The sequence below is a fragment of the Luteibacter anthropi genome (assembly GCF_011759365.1).
In the GTDB taxonomy this organism is placed as follows: Bacteria; Pseudomonadota; Gammaproteobacteria; order Xanthomonadales; family Rhodanobacteraceae; genus Luteibacter; species Luteibacter anthropi.
On sequence record NZ_JAARLZ010000005.1, the window covers coordinates 51,886 to 70,455 of the forward strand.

General features: G+C 62.0%; 11 protein-coding genes. 7 read left to right on the forward strand and 4 right to left on the reverse strand.

Annotated features, from left to right (window positions below; genetic code table 11):
* Positions 1–58: 58 nt before the first annotated feature.
* The gene (locus tag HBF25_RS10300; protein ID WP_243853187.1) at positions 59–2,341 is read right to left on the reverse strand and encodes an ATP-binding protein; all 2,283 of its coding nucleotides are present in this window, start codon (positions 2,339–2,341) and stop codon (positions 59–61) included.
* Complete coding sequence (locus HBF25_RS10305) at positions 2,341–2,988, reverse strand: response regulator transcription factor (RefSeq protein ID WP_166948067.1); 648 nt, start codon at positions 2,986–2,988, stop codon at positions 2,341–2,343. Before HBF25_RS10305 ends, HBF25_RS10300 begins: the two co-directional genes overlap by 1 nt.
* Before the next feature lie 348 nt (positions 2,989–3,336).
* Between HBF25_RS10305 and tviB the strand changes: the two genes are divergently transcribed.
* The 4 genes from tviB to HBF25_RS10325 all read left to right on the forward strand — a co-directional run bounded on the left by tviB (position 3,337) and on the right by HBF25_RS10325 (position 9,152).
* Positions 3,337–4,605, forward strand: coding sequence for a Vi polysaccharide biosynthesis UDP-N-acetylglucosamine C-6 dehydrogenase TviB (gene tviB / locus HBF25_RS10310; protein WP_243853188.1), 1,269 nt, complete (start codon positions 3,337–3,339; stop codon positions 4,603–4,605).
* Positions 4,606–4,617: 12 nt separating this feature from the next.
* Complete coding sequence (locus HBF25_RS10315) at positions 4,618–5,628, forward strand: NAD-dependent epimerase (RefSeq protein WP_166948071.1); 1,011 nt, start codon at positions 4,618–4,620, stop codon at positions 5,626–5,628.
* Positions 5,629–5,667: 39 nt separating this feature from the next.
* Positions 5,668–7,311, forward strand: coding sequence for a GMC oxidoreductase (locus HBF25_RS10320; protein ID WP_166948073.1), 1,644 nt, complete (start codon positions 5,668–5,670; stop codon positions 7,309–7,311).
* A 440-nt stretch (positions 7,312–7,751) separates the two neighbouring features.
* Positions 7,752–9,152 carry a TIGR03013 family XrtA/PEP-CTERM system glycosyltransferase gene (locus tag HBF25_RS10325; RefSeq protein WP_166948075.1) on the forward strand — a complete coding sequence of 467 codons (1,401 nt, stop codon included), beginning with the start codon at positions 7,752–7,754 and terminating at the stop codon, positions 9,150–9,152.
* On the opposite strand, the gene HBF25_RS10330 is transcribed toward HBF25_RS10325, so the two are convergent.
* Positions 9,149–9,793: a J domain-containing protein gene (locus HBF25_RS10330; protein ID WP_166948077.1), complete on the reverse strand. Its 645-nt coding sequence runs from the start codon at positions 9,791–9,793 to the stop codon at positions 9,149–9,151. The two genes, HBF25_RS10325 and HBF25_RS10330, sit on opposite strands and share 4 nt — an antisense overlap.
* 89 nt (positions 9,794–9,882) lie before the next feature.
* Here HBF25_RS10330 and HBF25_RS10335 point away from each other — a divergent pair, with 89 nt between their 5' ends.
* Positions 9,883–10,593, forward strand: coding sequence for a hypothetical protein (locus tag HBF25_RS10335; protein WP_166948081.1), 711 nt, complete (start codon positions 9,883–9,885; stop codon positions 10,591–10,593).
* Between the two features lie 396 nt (positions 10,594–10,989).
* On the opposite strand, the gene HBF25_RS10340 is transcribed toward HBF25_RS10335, so the two are convergent.
* The gene (locus tag HBF25_RS10340; protein ID WP_166948083.1) at positions 10,990–13,482 is read right to left on the reverse strand and encodes an autotransporter family protein; all 2,493 of its coding nucleotides are present in this window, start codon (positions 13,480–13,482) and stop codon (positions 10,990–10,992) included.
* Positions 13,483–14,059: 577 nt separating this feature from the next.
* Between HBF25_RS10340 and HBF25_RS10345 the strand changes: the two genes are divergently transcribed.
* Together HBF25_RS10345 and HBF25_RS10350 are read left to right on the forward strand one after the other, a co-directional pair.
* The gene (locus HBF25_RS10345) at positions 14,060–16,252 is read left to right on the forward strand and encodes a hypothetical protein (protein ID WP_166948085.1); all 2,193 of its coding nucleotides are present in this window, start codon (positions 14,060–14,062) and stop codon (positions 16,250–16,252) included.
* Positions 16,245–18,518, forward strand: a complete 2,274-nt coding sequence (locus HBF25_RS10350) for a hypothetical protein (protein ID WP_166948087.1) — start codon at positions 16,245–16,247, stop codon at positions 18,516–18,518. Before HBF25_RS10345 ends, HBF25_RS10350 begins: the two co-directional genes overlap by 8 nt.
* Positions 18,519–18,570 lie beyond the last annotated feature (52 nt).

An 18,570-nucleotide genomic window follows, 5' to 3' on the forward strand; every position in this document is an offset into this window, starting at 1 on the left:
GGTTCGTGCGCCGGCGCCCATAGGCCGGAGGGCCAGTCCGCCCGGCCGAAGGTCGCGGTTACAGCATCGTTTCGATCCGTTCCAGCAGAGCATGCAGTGCGTCGACATCGGCCTTGGGCGAGCGCAACAGCGCCTCCAGTTCGTCCAATGCCTCGGCTACATCGGTTACCCCGCAGATCAGCGCGCCACCGCGCATGCGATGCGCCGCACGGGAGGCATCGGCCCGCTCGCCTTGATCGAGGGCCCTCCGGATATGTTGCAGATCAGCGCGTGATTCCACCCGGAACGTCTCCCGGGCCTGCCCGATATCGAAGGGGTCCGAGAGTGCCCTGCGCAAGGCCGGAAGGTCCAGCGGTTTGCCCAGCACGACATCGATGCCCGCCGCCTCGCAACGTCGCACGTGTTCCTCGCCGGTATTCGCGGAAATGGCCACGAGCTTCACCGGCCCGGTGTGGTCACGCCCTTCGATGGCGCGCAGTTCACGCGCTACGTCGTAGCCGGGCATGTCGGGCAGCTCGCAATCGAGTAGCACGGCCTCGATATCGCCCATGCCGAACCGGTCGATTGCTTCCCGACCGTCGCCGGCAGTGGCCACTTCATAGCCCAGGTGGCGAAGCTGGGCGGCCAGCACCTGTCGGTTGGCCGGGTGATCCTCGACCAGCAGCACCATGCCCTCGCCGGCCGCCTCATCGTCACCGTGCCATGCATCTTCCTCGCCGTCTTCCGCCGGCACGAGGCTGGTCGGCAGAATGAGGCGAACGGTGGTCCCCACGCCAACCGCACTGGTCAGTTCCAGCGTACCGCCGAGCTGGCTGACGATATCCCGGCAGACCGCAAGCCCCAGGCCCGCACCACCCAGACGCCGCGAGCGGGCGCCGTGAGCCTGTCCGAAGGCCTTGAACACCGTGCGCTGCATCGCATCGGGAATGCCTTCGCCGCTATCGGATACCTCGACATAGAGCCTTCGGACGTGGTCCGACGCGGTGCCACCGTCGTCCTGCCAGAGGGAAACACCCACGTGACCCTTCGTGGTGAACTTGACGGCATTTCCTACGAGGTTGTCCAGCACCTGGCGCAAGCGTGCGCTGTCCAGCAGCAGCCAGGGCAGCGGGCCAAGAGGCAGTTGCAACCGGGTTTTGACGCCTTTGCCTTCCAGCGCGACATGATGCGAATGCAGCACCTCCCGGGCCACCGCATAGGCGTCGCACGCGTCGAGGTCAGGTGTGAAACCGGCGGATTCGTTGCGGGCAAAATCCAGTGCATTGCGCAGCATGTCCTGGAGATTGCGGCTGCTCGACGCGGCAATGGCCATGAGGTCGCGCTGGGGGCCGTCGAGCGAGGTGCGCCCGAGCAGGTCGATGGATGAGGTGACGGCATTCACCGCATTGCGTACTTCGTGGCTCACCACCGCCAGCAGCATGGTCTTCTGCTTTTCGCTGCGTTTCGATATCAGCTGGGCACGACGCATCCAGTACAACGAAAAAAGCAGCAGGCCCGCGCCGATGAGAAGCTGCGTACGGTAGATGGCGATGATCTGCGCGAGCGTCGGCGCGCGCAGGTATACCGTCTGCAGCCAGCGTTCGACGATCCGCTTGTTTTCGCCGTCTCCGATGCCTTCCAGCGCCCCTTGCACCAGGGCCAGCAACTCGGGCTGGTCGGCGCGTACGGCCACCCGCACCGTGATCGGCATTTCCGGTACGTCGCCGGCCACATGCAGGGTGAGCGGATAGTCTCGCCGGATGATCGGATAGTAGGAAACATCCACACCTACCGCCGCATAGGCGATGCCGCTCTCCACCGCTGCCAGCACCTGGACGATATCGTCCAGCGGCACGCGTTGTATCTCCGGATGTTCGCGGCGAAGCCATTCCTCATAGGCACCACCTTTGCGGAACGCCACGGTTCGCCCTTTCAATGCGTATAAATCGAGCTTTTCGGGGCCGACCGTACGCGAAATGATCAGCGTGCGACCCACGTAGAACGGCGTGGACAGGATGACGCCAGGGCCTGCATCGGCCGTGAGCAGGCGATCCGACAGCGATGGCAGCACATCGGCGCGCCCGTCACGAAACGCCTTGACCGCCTCTACCCAGGATTTGACCTTGAAGGTCTCGAACTTCACGCCGGTGTTGCGCGAGGCCAGCTTGAGATATTCGGTGACCAGCGGGTTGGCTTCGCCCCCCGCCACCTCCCCACCAAGCTGGTCGTCCAGCACCACCTCCACTGCCGGATGGGCAGCAGCCCAGCGTTTCACGGCCGCTTCGTCAGGAGGTGCCGTCGTGGCGGCGGCACATGCCACGCAGACCATCATCAACAACGCCATCCTGGCGACAAAGGCCATCACGACCGCCCGATGCTCTCGAAGTGGGGAATGAGTGCCCTGAGCAGTTCAACGTCGTTCTTGACACCGAGCTTGCTCTGCACCGAGGTCTTCTGCGAGCTGACCGTCTTGACGCTCTTGTTGAGCATTTCGGCGATTTCCTTGATCAGCTTGCCTTCGGCGATGTACCGGGCCACTTCATACTCCTTGGGCGAGAGCAAGGCGATGGCCGGCAGTTTCTTGCTTACGGTCTGCGTATAGGCGAGGTACTGCTCACCCTTGTGGACTTCCTTGATGCCCCGGATGATTTCTTCAGGCTCGCGGCTCTTGGCAACAAAACCGCTCGCACCGGCATTGATGAGGTTGCCGACCATGACGCCATCGTCGTACGCGGAAACGATGAGGATCTTGAGCGATGGATAAGCCGCGACCAGTTGCTTGACCAGCGCCAGGCCGTCCATGTCGCCATGACCGAGCGAATAATCGATGAGTGCCACATCCACGGGCATGGACTTCAGCATGTTGCGAAAGGCCACGCTGCTGCCATAGCTGCCGACAAGTACGATTTCCGGTGCCTTGGCAAGCTCCGCTTCGAGCCCCTTGCGCACGAGCGCATGGTCGTCGAGCAAAGCCACGCGCAGGGAGCCGATGGCAGATCGCGTGGGCATGGGAATATCGCATAACAGGTTGAACATCGAGGACCCGGCCCTCACTGGCAGGCCCGTGAACCTTATCGCGGCACCGCAGCGTTGTAAACGTCAATTCTACGTTGGGCCGTCCATACCTCTATCTTTTGGTGGCGCCCGGGTATCGGCCATTCGGCCAGCGCCATAAGCGCTACAGGCACGGGCAGGGTGCGTTGATACGCTTTATCCGAGCCGAAGAGGCCCGACAAAAGCCAACCCAAGGGGCAGGACCCGCGCATGGACACAGCAAGCCGCCGGACCGAAAGCGGCGTAGCGGCACACGCGCCGCCCGCCGGATCGCAACCTTATGTTGCCGAATATCCCCGTGCGCTGGAAACCGCGCGTATCGGTATCGTCGGCCTTGGCTATGTCGGCCTTCCGCTGGCCGTGGAATTCGGCAAGCGCTACGCAACCCTCGGTTTCGACATCAATAATGCCCGCATCGACGAACTGCGCGGTGGGCATGACAGCACGCTCGAGGTGGAAGCCGATGAACTGGCCACCTCTTCAAAGCTGCGCTTTTCCTCAGGATCGGATGATCTGGCGACCTGTGACGTCTATATCGTCACCGTGCCCACGCCCATCGACGACGCCAAGCGCCCCGATCTTCAGCCATTGATCCGGGCCAGCCAGGCCATCGGCCGGGTACTGAAAGCCGGCGACATCGTCGTATACGAATCCACCGTATATCCCGGCTGCACCGAGGAAGTCTGCGTCCCTATCCTCGAACGCGAATCAGGGCTGGTGTTCAACCGCGACTTCTTCGCCGGCTACAGCCCCGAGCGTATCAACCCGGGCGATCGCGAGCATCGCGTGACCGGCATTCTCAAGGTCACCTCCGGCTCCACGCCTGAAGCGGCCGACTTCATCGACCGCCTGTATCGCTCGATCATCGTCGCAGGCACGCACCGGGCCAGCTCGATCAAGGTGGCCGAAGCGGCCAAGGTCATCGAGAACACCCAGCGCGATCTCAACATCGCCCTGGTCAACGACCTGGCCATCCTGTTCAACCGGCTGGGCATCGACACGCTCGAAGTGCTGGAGGCCGCCGGTACGAAGTGGAATTTCCTGCCCTTCCGGCCCGGCCTCGTCGGCGGCCACTGCATCAGCGTCGATCCCTATTACCTCACCCACAAGGCGCAACAGGTAGGCCACCACCCGGACGTGATCCTGGCGGGCCGTCGCACGAACGACGGCATGGGTTCCTATGTGGCCAGCGAGGTCGTGCGCCTCATGGTGCGCAAGGGCATCAACCCGGTGTCCGCCCGTGTGCTCGTGCTGGGCCTCGCATTCAAGGAAAACTGCCCTGACCTGCGCAATACCCGCGTCGTGGACATCATTGGCGCGCTGGAAGGTTACGGGGTGTCGGTGGACGTGCACGACCCCTGGGTTCACGCGGCTGAAGCCGTTCACGAATACGGTATCGAACCGGTCGAATCACCCGGGGTGGGTAGCTACGACGCGGTGATCGTGGCGGTGGGACACCGGCAGTTCGTGGCGCTGGGGGCCGAGGGCATCCGCGCCTTCGGCAAGCCGGCCTGCCTGCTTTACGACGTGAAGTACGTCCTGCCGCGTCATGCGGTGGACGGCCGGCTCTGAGACGATCGCGCCATGAAAGTGCTGGTAACCGGTACCGCAGGCTTCATCGGATCGCATGTCGCGATGCGACTGCTTGAGCGCGGCGACGAGGTGGTGGGCATCGACTGTCTTTCGGACTACTACGACGTGGGACTGAAGAAGGCCCGTCTTGCGCGGTTCGCGGCGCATCCGGGCTATACCCATATCCACGCCGACCTGGCGGATCGGGCGGCCGTCGAGGACGTCTTCTCCCGGCACCGCCCGCAACGGGTGGTGAACCTTGCCGCGCAGGCCGGTGTTCGCTATGCGGCAAAAAACCCGCACGTATATATCGCCAGCAATGTCACCGGCTTCCTGCATGTGCTGGAAGGTTGCCGCCACCACAACGTGGAGCACCTGGTATTCGCTTCCACCAGTTCGGTCTATGGCGCCGATACCGCCATGCCGTTCTCGGAGGCCCAGCCCACGGAACATCCGCTGACGCTCTACGCCGCATCGAAGAAAGCCAACGAACAGATGGCGCACAGCTACGCGCATCTGTACGGCCTGCCCTGCACCGGCCTGCGCTTCTTCACCGTCTATGGCCCATGGGGCCGGCCCGACATGGCCTTGTTTCTGTTTACGAAGGCGATTCTCGCCGGTGAAGCCATACCCGTGTTCAACCACGGCCAGCACAAGCGCAGCTTTACCTACGTGGACGACATCGTGGAAGGCGTGCTGCGCACCCTCGACCGCGTGCCCACGCGCAATGCCGACTGGCTGGGCGACCGGCCCGACCCGGGTTCGAGCGGCGTGGGCCCCTTCCGGCTCTACAACATTGGCAACGAAACGCCGGTGGATTTGCTGCACTACATCAACGTGCTCGAAGAATGCCTGGATCGCAAGGCCCGTCTGGAAATGTTGCCCTTGCAGGCCGGTGACGTCCCCGACACCGAGGCCAACGTGACGGCGCTCCGGAATGACACGGGCTATGCCCCGAAGGTCGACGTACGCGAAGGAGTGAAGCGTTTCGTCGACTGGTATCGCGAGTACTACGCCGCCTGACCCTTTCCGCGACGACGCACGTTTCAAGGAGACGCGTACGTGATCCTGGACTATCTGGACGGCGAAACGCCGTCCGACCACCATGCCGACCTGTGCATCGTCGGCGCCGGCCCCGCCGGCATCGCCATTGCCCGGGCCTTCGCAGGAAGCCACCTGCGGGTGTGTCTGATCGAAGGCGGCGGCCTGTCAGGCGAGGAGCGCAGCCAGTCGCTTTATGACGGAACCTCGTCTGGACCCGCGCCTTTCGATGCCGGGACGTCGCGCATGCGCGTGTTCGGTGGCAGTTGCACGCTCTGGGGCGGAGGCTGCATTCCGCTGGCGGACAGCGACATGGAGCCTCGCGAATGGGTGCCCGACAGCGGCTGGCCCCTGCGCTACGACGATCTTGCGCCATGGTATGAGAAGGCACGCGACTTCTGCCGTATCGATGCCACGCATGGCTTCGGACCCGGCGCCTTCGACGGCCCGACACCGCGCGCGCCACTGGACCTCGACCCCGAAGCCATGGCGAACTATGTCTTCGCGCGCAGCCCGATTACGTTTGGCGAGGCCTATCGCGAGGAAATGCGCAACGCGCCGAATATCACCGTGCTGCTCCACGCCAACGCACTGGCTCTGGAATCCAACGAATCGGCCACCGTCGTGACCGGCCTGCGCATCGGCACGCCCGAGGGGCGCCGCGGCCGGGTCCATGCCCGGCACTATGTGCTGGCGGCGGGTGGCATCGAGAACGCGCGCATCCTGCTTCTGTCGGACGAAGTAGCGCCAAAGGGTCTCGGCAACGATCGCGACATGGTGGGCCGCTATTTCATGGATCACCCCAGCGGCACTCTCGGCACCGTGCAATCGGCCACGCCCGATCGCCTTACCCGGCCATACGAACGCACCATAGGCAAGGTGCGCGCCCCGCTTGCCAGTGAGATCGGTGTGGCGATGTCGGCTCAGCGCCGCCATCGTGTCCTCAACGGTCGCGTGCATCCCTTTGCTGTCGAAGGCGACGTTCCACGCGGCATCCGCGCCCTGCGCGACGTACGCGCCGCGTTACGACCGCCGACGCGCGACGAGGGTGCGCTGCTGGAAGCGAGGTTATGCGCTGCCATGCAGAATGGTCCGGCAGGCGCGGTCGCTTTGCCGCAGGGGTTGGCTATCAGTGCTATACGCCTTGGCCTCCATATCGGTGACGTGATTCGCGCGGTGGCGCAGAAAATAGGTGACCGCCCCACGGTGCGCAGCGAACGCGTCGACCTGGTGGGCTTCTTCGAACAGGCGCCGAATCGTGACAGCCGTGTGGTCCTGGACCAATCACGCGATGCCCTTGGCCTGCGCAAGGTACGCGTCGACTGGCGGCTGACTGATCTGGACCGGCATACATGGCGCACCGTCACCGCGTTGACCGGCCAGCGCCTTGCCGATGCGTGTGGCGGCCATTTCGAGGCGGCAGCGTGGGTGAAGGATGAAACCATTCCTCCCGAAGTGCATGGCACCGCGCACCACATCGGCAGCACGCGTATGTCGGCTTCGCCGGACCAGGGCGTCGTTGACCCCGACGGCAAGGTGCACGGCATGGCCAACCTGCATGTCGCCGGCAGTTCGGTATTTCCCACCGGCGGCTGGGCCTTCCCCACCTTCACCCTGATCGCACTGAGCCTGCGCCTGGCAGAGCAGCTACGCGACCTCCTATAACGTCGTTCCTGCGAAAGCAGAAACCCAGCGCCCCGGTTCTCCAGCAAACACCGCCACGCCACATCGGCTCGTACGTAGGTAACCCTCTGGCGAAAACCGATTGCACCGCACTGGGTCCCTGCGTTCGCAGGGACGACGCGAGGGGTAGGCAGGGAATCGTAAGCTTGCAGCCCGTCGTTCCTGCGAAAGCAGGAACCCAGCGCCCCGATTCACCAGCAAACACCGCCGCGCTACATCGGCTCGTGTGTAGGTGACACTCTGACGAAAACCCTCCGCACCGCACTGGGTCCCTGTTTTCACAGGGACGACGTGAAAGGCGAGGCGTGTTGAAACAGTCCTGTTACACCCACTCGGCCTAGCCGCACGGAAGCCGCAAGGTGCAATCGACACCAGCCGGCCCTGTGCCTAAGGTTCCACGGTATGACCAAGGGGGCTTTGCAATGATCCGCCTGTTCCGGCAACCCATCCTGCGCTGGATCACCCTGCTTGCGGCGTGCGAGCTAGGCCTGCTTGCGCTTTCCCTGCAAGGCGCCACCCTGATCCGCTTCGCACCCGCGCCGGAAGAGCTGACGGCACCACCGTCGCTCCTGGCGGTACGCGCCATCACGTTTGCCATGGCGATCTTCATCGGCATGGCCGCACTGGGCGAATACCGGGCCAACCTGCGGATGAGCTGGCGGGGACAGCTTGCTCGACATGCCATTGCCTTCGCCTTCAGTGGCCTGGGCCTGGTGGTCATCTATTACATACTTCCGCAGATCTACGTCGGTCGCGGTGTCTTCGCCATCGCCCTGCTCATCGGCTTTCTTGCCACCGCCGCTTTCCGTGGCCTGTTCATGCGCGTGGTTGAACTGGATGCACTCAAGCGCCGTGTCATCGTGCTGGGTGCCGGCGAGCGGGCCGCGCAGATCCACAACCGGATGCGCCGACGTTCGGACCGGCGCGGATTCTGTCTGGTCGGCTACGTGCCCGCAACAAACGAGCAGCCCAGAGTGCCCGACGATCTGCTCATCGCGCGCGACAGCAGCCTCGCCGAACTGGCGCGTATCCATCGTCTGGACGAAATCGTCGTTGGCGTGGACGACCGTCGCGGCAGCCTGCCCATGGACGACCTGCTTGCCTGCCGCCAGCTGGGCGTACAGATCACCGATCTCACCACCTTCGTCGAACGCGAGGCGGGTCGTGTCCAGCTGACCATGCTGGATCCGTCATGGCTTGTCTTCTCCGGTGGCTTCAATGCGTCGCCACTGGCGATCTTCGTCAAGCGTGCCTTCGACATCGCCGCTTCACTGACCATCGCCCTGCTCTGCTGGCCGATCATGCTCGGCGTCGTGTTGGCGATTCGCCTGGAATCGGGAGCGGGACAACCGATTCTCTATCGCCAGGAGCGCGTCGGCGCACAGGGCCGGGTATTCTGGCTATACAAATTCCGCAGCATGCGTACCGATGCCGAGCTGGACGGCGTCGCCCGCTGGGCCCGTGCCAACGACGACCGGATAACCCGCACCGGCCGAATCTGCCGCAAACTCCGCTTCGACGAGCTTCCGCAATTGTGGAACGTGATCCGCGGCGACATGAGCATCGTCGGCCCACGCCCGGAACGCCCGCAATTCGTCACCGACCTCGAAAGCAAGATCCGTTACTACGGCCTGCGCCATAGCATCAAACCCGGCCTCGCCGGCTGGGCGCAGCTATGCTACTCGTACGGCGCGTCCGAGGAAGACGCCGCCGAAAAGCTGAAATACGACCTGTTCTATGTAAAGAACCACAGCTTCTTCCTCGACCTGGTGATCCTGATCGAAACCGTGGAAGTGGTGATCTTCGGGCGCGGCGCCCGCTAACGCGGCATGCGCGTCGTGGCCACGTGTAACGGGCTCCACGGCGAGCTGTACCAGTCGCTGACTACGCCACCATCGAACGCTACCCACGAAGCCCCGTATTCCCAGCGCTGCTCGCCGCGGCGGGTCGGATCGCCTTCCACGCGGCGCACTTCGTCCATGGACATGCCTGCATGCAAAGGCTCCGCGCCGGCCACTGCCTCAGCAACACGCCCCGCCCCGCTGGCCGCCAACGGTTCGCCAGGGGTTGGTGTCGCCGAAGGAAACAAGGCCACGCCAAGCACCCCTGCTCCGAGGAGCACGCCACACATCAACAGGCGCCCGCGCCTGCGCGGACCATTCGCCTTAGGTGGCATGAACGCGGCGTCTTCATGCAAGCCCAGGCGGTGCAGCACCGGCCTGACACCAACGGCCCCGCCGGGAAGCCGGCCATGACGCCGGTGGAAAACAATAGCCGCGTCATACTGCGCGGTCAGTTCCTGCAATCGCTCTTCAGCCAAAGCACGGGCACGATCTCCCCTGCGACGATCGGGATGCCAGTGCGCCACATAGCGCCGATAAGCCAGCCGGAATTCGTCCAGCGTGCAATCCGGCCGCAGACGCAGCTTGCCGTACAGTTCGAGAAAATCGGTGTCGTCGGCCATGTGGCGTCCCCTGCGCGCATCGCCTTGTCTATGCGCCCAGCGTGGTCCAGTGCGTACCGACTGGCAAGTATCACTTTTGGAGGGCACCCGTGAAATCGCTACCACTCCTGCTGCTCTGCCTTTCGTGCCTGCGGGCCGCCGCCGGGGAATCGCCAGGCCCGGTCCTCGGAGCCCATGTCCTCCTTGGCCAGGCCGAAGGGCTCGGCCAGAACCCGGCCACGACACTGCCGATGGACACGCAGGCGTCGTCAAGCATCTTCATTGCCTTCAACGCTGGCTACGCCGACAACGCATCCACACCTGCCGACAACTATGGCAACCGGTGGCGACCACTGGATGCGGGTTTGCCTTATGCAGGCTATGACGGCGCCTTCGTCGTAAGGCCATATGTGGCACTGAACAGCCGCGGAGGCCCTGCCCACCGCCTTTCCGTGGCTAAGCCAGGACATCCCTCCGGGGAGCTGTCGCTTTCGTTCGTGGAGGTCATGCACGCAAACCGCGTGGTCGCCTTGAAGCAAAACTACGCCGCGCCCTCCACTACCGTGGCAAGCGACGTGATCGACGTTGACGGCCCCGCTGTGCTGCTTGCCTTCTGGTGGGGAGACGGCGGCGTGAAGCGCATGGACGTCGCCCCCGACGACGGTTTTCAGGTCATCGACAACTTCACGCGGCTACCCGACGAAAGCGGCGTCCAGGCGGTCGTTGCCTGGAAGCAGGTCGGGCAAGCCGGTCGCTACCGGGTTCGCTGGCATGTATCCCCTGCACAAGGCGCCGCCCTGTGGCTGATCGCCATACGCTGACGAAAGCGGACAGATATTGCCCGTTTCTGGACACTCCCAATGCGACCTGACGCCAAGGTCCGTAATGACCAGCTGAAACCCCGCTTAGAAGCGTCCGGAAATGGACGATGACGCCTACAACCATTGGCACATTTTCCTCGAATGCTCAAATGGTTAGCCTGACCACTCGACACCGCGGCAGGACTTTCCCTCGTGCCATGACGGCACGCAGGCATGGAACGCCGGGGGGTGGTAGCCCAGGGAGGCCTCCAGATAAGGAGACACCTCCAGACGAAACTTCGCAGGATGACGAGGTCGGAAGGGAAGGTGCCGTCGGTGTCGAGGTGAAGGGGATGGTAGAGCGGAAAAAACAAAGGCACCCGGAAGGGTGCCTTTGTTTTAACGGCTGCCGTCGCGTCAGAACGTTACGCGCATACCGACATTGCCAGCCCAGCCACGCATGCCGTAACTTCCCACGAAACGCTCGTAACTTCCCTCGCCGTACAACTGCACGCGCGGCGTCAGCTGGCTGGTAACACCCGCCGCCACACGGACAGAATTACCAACACGGCCCGTACGGAAACGATCGCTCAGGTTCCACGCCTCGCTGTTGACGTCGGCATTCGGGTCGCCGTTGCTGCTATGGGTAAAGTCCATGCGCGCATATGGTGCGAGCCTGGGGTCTACCTTCCGGCTGACCAGTGCCCCGATCGTTGCACTGGCCTGCTTTGCCATGCCGAGTTTGACGTCCAGATCGTCCTGGTCAGAAAAATCACGTACCGCAAAGGTCTGGTACTTCAGCTGGAACCTCGGCTCTACAGTCCACTCGCCGCCGATGGCAAATGGTTTGCCGGTCTCCACCGACATCGTCCAGCCGGTGGCATTTACATGCGCTACATCCGACCCACGCAGATCGGTGCCCACGTCGCCGTTGAAACGGCGTGCTCCCACCAGGCCATCCACCCACCAGCCACTGCCATGCTCCCATGTCAGCCATGCGGAGAGGCCTGTTGCGTTTAGCTTTGCGGAGCTGTTGCCATCCACGGCGCGCGGCGAGACGCGGGTGGTGCCATGGTCAAGGGCCCAGCCGATGCGCGTGCTGCCTTGGTCATTATCCAGAGCCACAAGGCCGCCGCCGATCTGCAACGCATTGATCTGCTGGTCGAACGCATACCCGTAATTCTGGAACGAACGATTGGACTCGTAACGGAACTGTCCACCGACATAGCGCGCAAACAGTTCCCCGCCCACCGGTGCACTTGTATCGCCGCCACGGATATCACCCAGGCGACGCAGCAGGTCGCTATCCATTTCATCCATGTATTTCAGGCCCGCGGGAACCAGCGAAAGATAGGCCGGAAGCTGCGGTGCCACGGCAACGCGCTCCGCCGGGGGCTCCGGCGTGACCGGGGGCTCCGGAGTGACCGGTGGTTCCGGCGTGACGGGTGGCTCGACCACCGGGTCGCAGCCATCCTTCGTGCACATGCGACTGCCGAGGCGATAGTCCCAGCTGGCGGCTCCGCTGGCGAACGCACTCTGAGAGGGATCGGCTTCACCCGGCCCGAATGCCCTCATCACATACTGGTAGGGCCCCACCGCCACGTAGCCACCGGCCAGCGCAAAGGCATCGGCGCGCGAATTACCCTTGACCTGGATCAGCGAGATGCCTTCGTTCGGGTCGTGGATATCGTTGCCATTGGTATCCGTACTGGCGCCCGCGCCGGTGGGCGTCACCCTCACAAGCGTCGTGCCCGCCGTGGTGACATTGCCTTCGATCAACAAACGATCAGTAGCCTGGGCCGATAGCGGGCCTCCGGCGTTCATGACGGTGTTGAACTGAAGCGTGCCGCCGGAACCTGCGAAGTCGCCATGCACGACGAGATTGCTATGCGTACCGTCGAGACGCGGCTGGAATCCGACCGTTCCTCCATTCATGGTCAGGAGTGCCACATCCGAATTGCCCGACACATTCCAGTGCGAACCCGCCTCGAGTGTGGCATTCCTGACGTTGGTCGCCGCACCCGTCCAGCCTGCGCCAGAGTCACTGAGATTGACGTCCAGCAAGCCATCGTCAACCGCAACGAGATCGCCTGAAAGCAGGCTTTGTGAGACGTTGACCGTGCCCTCGGTACCGGTCAACGCCTGTACGGCGATGCCATTTCCACCGGACAGGACGCCGCCATTGTAGAGATTGATGGTCGCGACCGTAGGCTTGTTACGTCCTCGTCGATCCAGCAATACGGCGGCATCCTCCGTGGAAGATATCGTCGAACCATCCACATTGACCACGCGAAGGCCACTGGGCTCAGATCGGGTATCGTCCGTGATGGCAATACCGTACTTCTGCCCGTGCACGATGGAGCCGCCACTCACCGAAAGTGTTCCTGTCGACATCTGCACGCCTGCATTGGCGAGGCCGCTTACGCTTGTGCCATTTTCCAGCGACAACGCGCCATAGCCAGCCATGAGGATGCCATCGTAGGCACCGCTCAACTGCGATGCGCGCACCTGTGCTGAAGCAGGCAGCGTGTCGGTACTTCGCAGTGCCAGTGCGCGCCCCTGGTCGTCAGTGATGCTGGATCGCTCGATGATGGCCTTACTACCGCCATTAACGCTGAAAGTGACGCTGTTGATGCCAAGGCCGCCTCCCGCGCCGCGGACGGCTGCACCGTACGCCTCGACCACGCTGCCACCACTGGCAGCAATACGACCCGTTGCCGCACCATCCTGCACGACAAGCCGCCCCTGGTCGATAACACTCCAGTTCTCCACCGGATCTCCTGCACGAACGTAGACCGTGCCCGGGCCAATGACGGTACCCGCCTGGACGGACCACGACACGCTGGCGCACGTTGAAAGCATGGCAACATGTAATGACAGGCGCAGGGCGCCCTTCTCTTGAATGCTCATGACGAGTCCTGGTAGTGGTTTTCGTTGCCCGGAAAAAGGGCGTGGTCTCGCTCGCGAGCGAGATCTGACGCGCGCCTGAAAGGCTTACGGTAAGGCGGGCGTGGGGAACGGGCATTCCACCATTAATGGGAAGGCCACCACTATTGGGCGTAGTCTGAAAAATCGATTTGACATGACAGGACCTCGCTGCTTCCTGAGCGATCTTGTGAGTAATGGTGAATATCACCGCTGCGATGGGTCCGGACATCGCCATATACGGTGTGGATGGTAGCTACGCCTCGAACCATGAACATTTCGTGAAAATAAAACCTCGGAGCCTGCGTCACCCTGAAAGATCAGCCACCTTGCGGTAAATCTGCCGTTTTTCCCTGATTTCACCTACAACTAGAGCTGTATTCCGCTGCCAGATGCGTTGCCATACGCTCTGATCCGTAGCAGACGACGGATAGACAGCAGATCTCACGGACGATGCCTGATGAGGCAATATAGCCCTCCCGTTTCACCTCCCCGTCCCGGGTTATCGATCCCGATGCCAGCATCTGCCTGGCCAAGGCCGCGCGGCCTACCCTCACCCGACATGCGCATCACTATTCCGGCAGCAAAGCCGGAATTTCCGGATGATCCCGACGGCCAGTTTTTTTATATACAGACACCGGATCTGCCTGCCACGGGGGAAACACTTCGCATTCATTGCCTTCCTTATACGTATCAGGCACCGGACGAAGACATCTATTATCTTTTTATCCAGGACGATCCACCGGTCCTCGGACGCGACGGGGCAGTCGGCCGGTTTGTCGCAGCACAGAGTGATGGCACTCCTGACCTCGTCTCATTCAACCTGGCTTTCAACGATGTTCCGAAGACAGACGGACTCTATCGACTGTGGGTGGTGTGTCAGGGCTTGACCGACAATGAATACGACGCGTTGCCTTATTGGCTGATCCTTGACTACACGCCTCCGGGGGGCCGCGAGCTGCCATTGATCCTGTTCGCCGACTACCCGACGGGCCGCGCCACGGTACTCGACATCCTCGCCGCTGGCGGTTTGCTGAGGGGTTCCGTTGCTGCCTACAAATGGCAGGTTCCGGGTGACAAGGTGACTGGCATGTTCCGCAACGTCAGCCCGCCCGGCGAATGGATAACCATCGACCCGGTCCTGGTCGTCGATGCCAGGGAAACCATCATCCTGGATTTTCCACTGGAGGTATTGCTGGCTGCCAACCTCGAAGGCCTGGTGGAGTTCAGGTACATTGCGGTCGACAAGGCTCTGAACCCGGCGGAATCCGCTTCAACCTACATGAATCTGCTGATGCGCAGCCTGCCCTCCGGGCTCCGGGCTCCCGTATTCACGGAAACGGCTCCGGATGGCGTCATCTACGAGGAGCAGGCCCGACGAAGCATGACGATCAGCGTGCCCGCTTATGCCAATGCCGCAAGCGGAGACGTGATTCACGTATGGATCGATGAATTCAGGTGGATTCTTGGCCCACTGGTCGCCGCCGATGTGGATGATCCGTCCAATCCGGGCAACCCGAGAAATCCCATCGTCAAACGGTTGCTGAGCTATGAAGACATCAGGGCTATCGTGGATCGCTTCCCAGGCGCAGCCCAGGCTGGCACGGCGGTGGCCCGGTATGCCGTCATCCGATTCAACGAATTCGAATTTGCATCACCCGTAACAAACCAACGCATCAACCTCATCCTCCCGCCGGGCCCGGATCCTGAACCAGGAACTCCAGGTCACGAAGCTATTCGTCCCTTGGTGGCAAGAGGGCCAACCAGCGATGAAGACAACGTCATTCCCGCAGCGGACATTCTCCTGTCAACGGCCACACTGCGCTGGGAGAGTGCCAGGGATGGCGTACCCATCTACCGTGACTTCGATCTCGTGGAGATCCATGAGCTCACCGACGATGGCACGGACCTTGGCCGGGTCACCACACGAATCAGCATTACTGACGAGAAGCGCGATACCGTGCTGCGTATCGATAGTCGCCCCGACAATGCAACAGGCGTGACCTGGTTTCAGCCCTGGGTAGGCAGACTGGTGGCCCCCGGCGTCATCAACTTCGCGATGGGCCCTGTCACTCGCGTGGTTTACCTCGCCCAGAACGATATCCCCGGGGGAGGCCGCCTGCTTCCCGAAGTATCTTTTCGCAATGCCCTCAATCGCGACACACGTCCTGCGCTGAATCTTCAGCGTGGGCGGAGTGGTGCGCTGATCCGGATCTATATCGACGAGAAGAACATAAGGTCTGGCGATTTCTTCGAGGTCACCGTTTACTACAACCAGCGGACCAGTGGCGGTGTCTTCGATCCGTTGACCGGCAACAACGCGGATGACCTCGGCACACCGGATGTGTTTCGCCATACCATCGAACCTCGTGATCTTCAGCCAAAGGACGACTGGATCCCCGAAGATGGTGGCTCGCCTCCCGGTGCCGACCGCTACTTCTTTGACATCCGAGTCCCCTACGTCACCCTTATCAACCGGATCATCGGCGCATCCAATGGCCAGAAGGGCTACGGATCGCTGTGGGCCACCTATTCCGTCCGCCGCGAAGGAAAGGATTACCCCTCCGTTCCGCGCTATAGACCCGGTACGCCACCGCGGATCATCAAGCACCTCATCGTCGACATCCGTACGCCGCCAGCACTGTCATCCACAACACTGGGGCAGCGGTACCCAGCCCGTCCAGGGTGGCCACCAGCCATCATCGACGGCCTAGCCTGTTTTTTCTTTCAACGACATGGAGCACGTCATGGGTAAAGAGCCGAACATCGCGGAGCGGAAGCCTTACCACGAGGAGCCCTTCTTCCAGCCGACATCCGAGCAATCGTCGGACATGATCATTACGATCCCGGTGGCCAAGCCTCAGGATCCTGCAAATCCGGGAGAGGATTACTACATTGAAACGCCTGACCTGCCGGTTGCGGGAGGGACGCTCGAAATCCGCTGCGCGCCGTATGGGGAACAGGCGGCCGATGATGATGTGTATTTCTTGTTCATTAAGGATACTAAACCCGACACTGACATCGACCCTGTACTGGGTACCTTTACCGCCAGCCAGACCGGCACGACCCCCGACACCGTCGTGTTCGACCTGGCTTACAACGATATTCCGAAGACTGATGGATTTTATCGAATCTGGGTCTTCTGGCAGAGCCTCGTTGGCAACGAGTTCCATTCCGTGCCCTACTGGGTTGAACTCGATTACACCGAACCCGGCGGAAAGGAACTGACTCCGATTGAATTCCGTGACTACCCCTCGAATCGCGCTACCGCAGAAGACATCGCAAACAACGGAAATGTATTGCGAGGCTATGTCGCAGCCTACAAGTTTCAGGCGATCGGTGACAGGCTGACGGGGATGTTCCGCAACATGAATCCACCGGGCCCATGGGAAAGCATCACTCCCGTTGCGGTGTCTGGCATCAGGGACACGACCATTCTCGATTTTCCACTCGAGGCACTCCTTGGGGCCAATCTGGAAGGTGATGTCGAGTTCAAGTACATCGCAGTCGACAAGGCTCAGAACCCTGCCGAGTCCGGTGTCACGCTCATGCATCTTCTGATCCGCAATGTTCCATCGGGACTGCAGCCTCTGGTTTTTACGGAAACCGCTGCGGATGGCGTCATCTACGAAGAGCAGGCCCGCAAGCAGGTGAGGGTCGGCGTACCGCCCTACGTCAACCCTGCCGTTGGCGACGTCATCGATGGAACCATCGAAGGGCAACGCTTTTTCCTTGGGCCACTGACCAATGATGATGTCAACGACCCGAGCAATCCCGGCAATCCGAAAGACCCCATTGCCAGCCTGCTACTCACCTATGCCGACATCCGCGACATTGTTGATGGCTTCGGCGGAGGTGCACAGCAGGGCACGGCCGTGGGCACGTACAAGGTAATACGCCTCGACGAATTCGAATTCAGCTCGCCGGCGAAAAATCAGGGGATCAACCTGATCCTTCCGCCAGGGCCGGATCCCGACCCGGACAACCCTGAGCATAGAAAGATCCGACCCGTCGTCGTTCGCGGTCCCGACAGCACCGAGGACAACGTCGTACCTCCGGCTGACCGGGACAATTCAACAGCCATCCTGGACTTCCGCCTGGCAGATGGCACAACGCCGATTTTTGCTGCGGGCGATCTCGTCGAGCTGCATGAGGTAAGTGAAGGCGGCACGGAAATCGGTCTGGTCAGTGCCCGGGTATCTGTCGTGAATCCGAACCAGGACCTGTCGATTGCCGTGCTTCCGCTGCCACCTGGTCCGCGGCCGGCTGGCGTAGCTTACTTCCGTCCCTGGGTAGGTCGACAGGTGGCTCCGGGTGTCGTCAATTTCGCTCTTGGCCCAGTCACGAGGGTGATCTATCAGTCCGGGGATGATATCCCGGGCGGCGGAGACCCTTTGCCTGAAGTCGTGTTCCGCAATGCACTGAACCGCGATACGCGCCCTGCACTCAATCTTGCGAGGGGGCAGGATGGCGCATTGATCCGTGTCTACATTGACGAAAAAAACATAAAGTCCGGCGATTTCTTCAAAGTATCCGTTTACTACAACCAGCGGACCAATGGCGGTGTTTTCGATCCGGGCACTGGAGGCAACGCGGATGACCTCGGCGCACCAGAAATATTCTCCTATACCATCGAGGATCGTGACCTTCAGCCCAAGGACGACTGGATTCCCGAGGATGGGGGCTCACCTCCGGGTGCCGACCGCTTTTTCTTCAACGTCCGGGTGCCCTACGCCACGCTGATCACCCGGATCATCGGTGTATCCAACGGGCAGCAGGGATACGGCTCGTTGTGGGCGACCTATTCCGTTCACCGCGACGGAAAGGATTACCCTTCCATTCCCCGCTACACGCCGGCGGACGGCACCGATCCGGCGAAGACCATCAAGTACCTCATCGTCGATGTACGGCCGCCGGGTACGGGGGCTTCGATCGGGTCAACCTTCACGCAGCGTCTGCTCTCGGGAAGCCGCTGGAAATCATCGGCGAGGTGGCGCCGGTTCCGGTTCCGGCACTCCTGATCCCATAGTCATGCCATCAGCTCCCGGCGCTATCACGCCGGGAGCTACCACA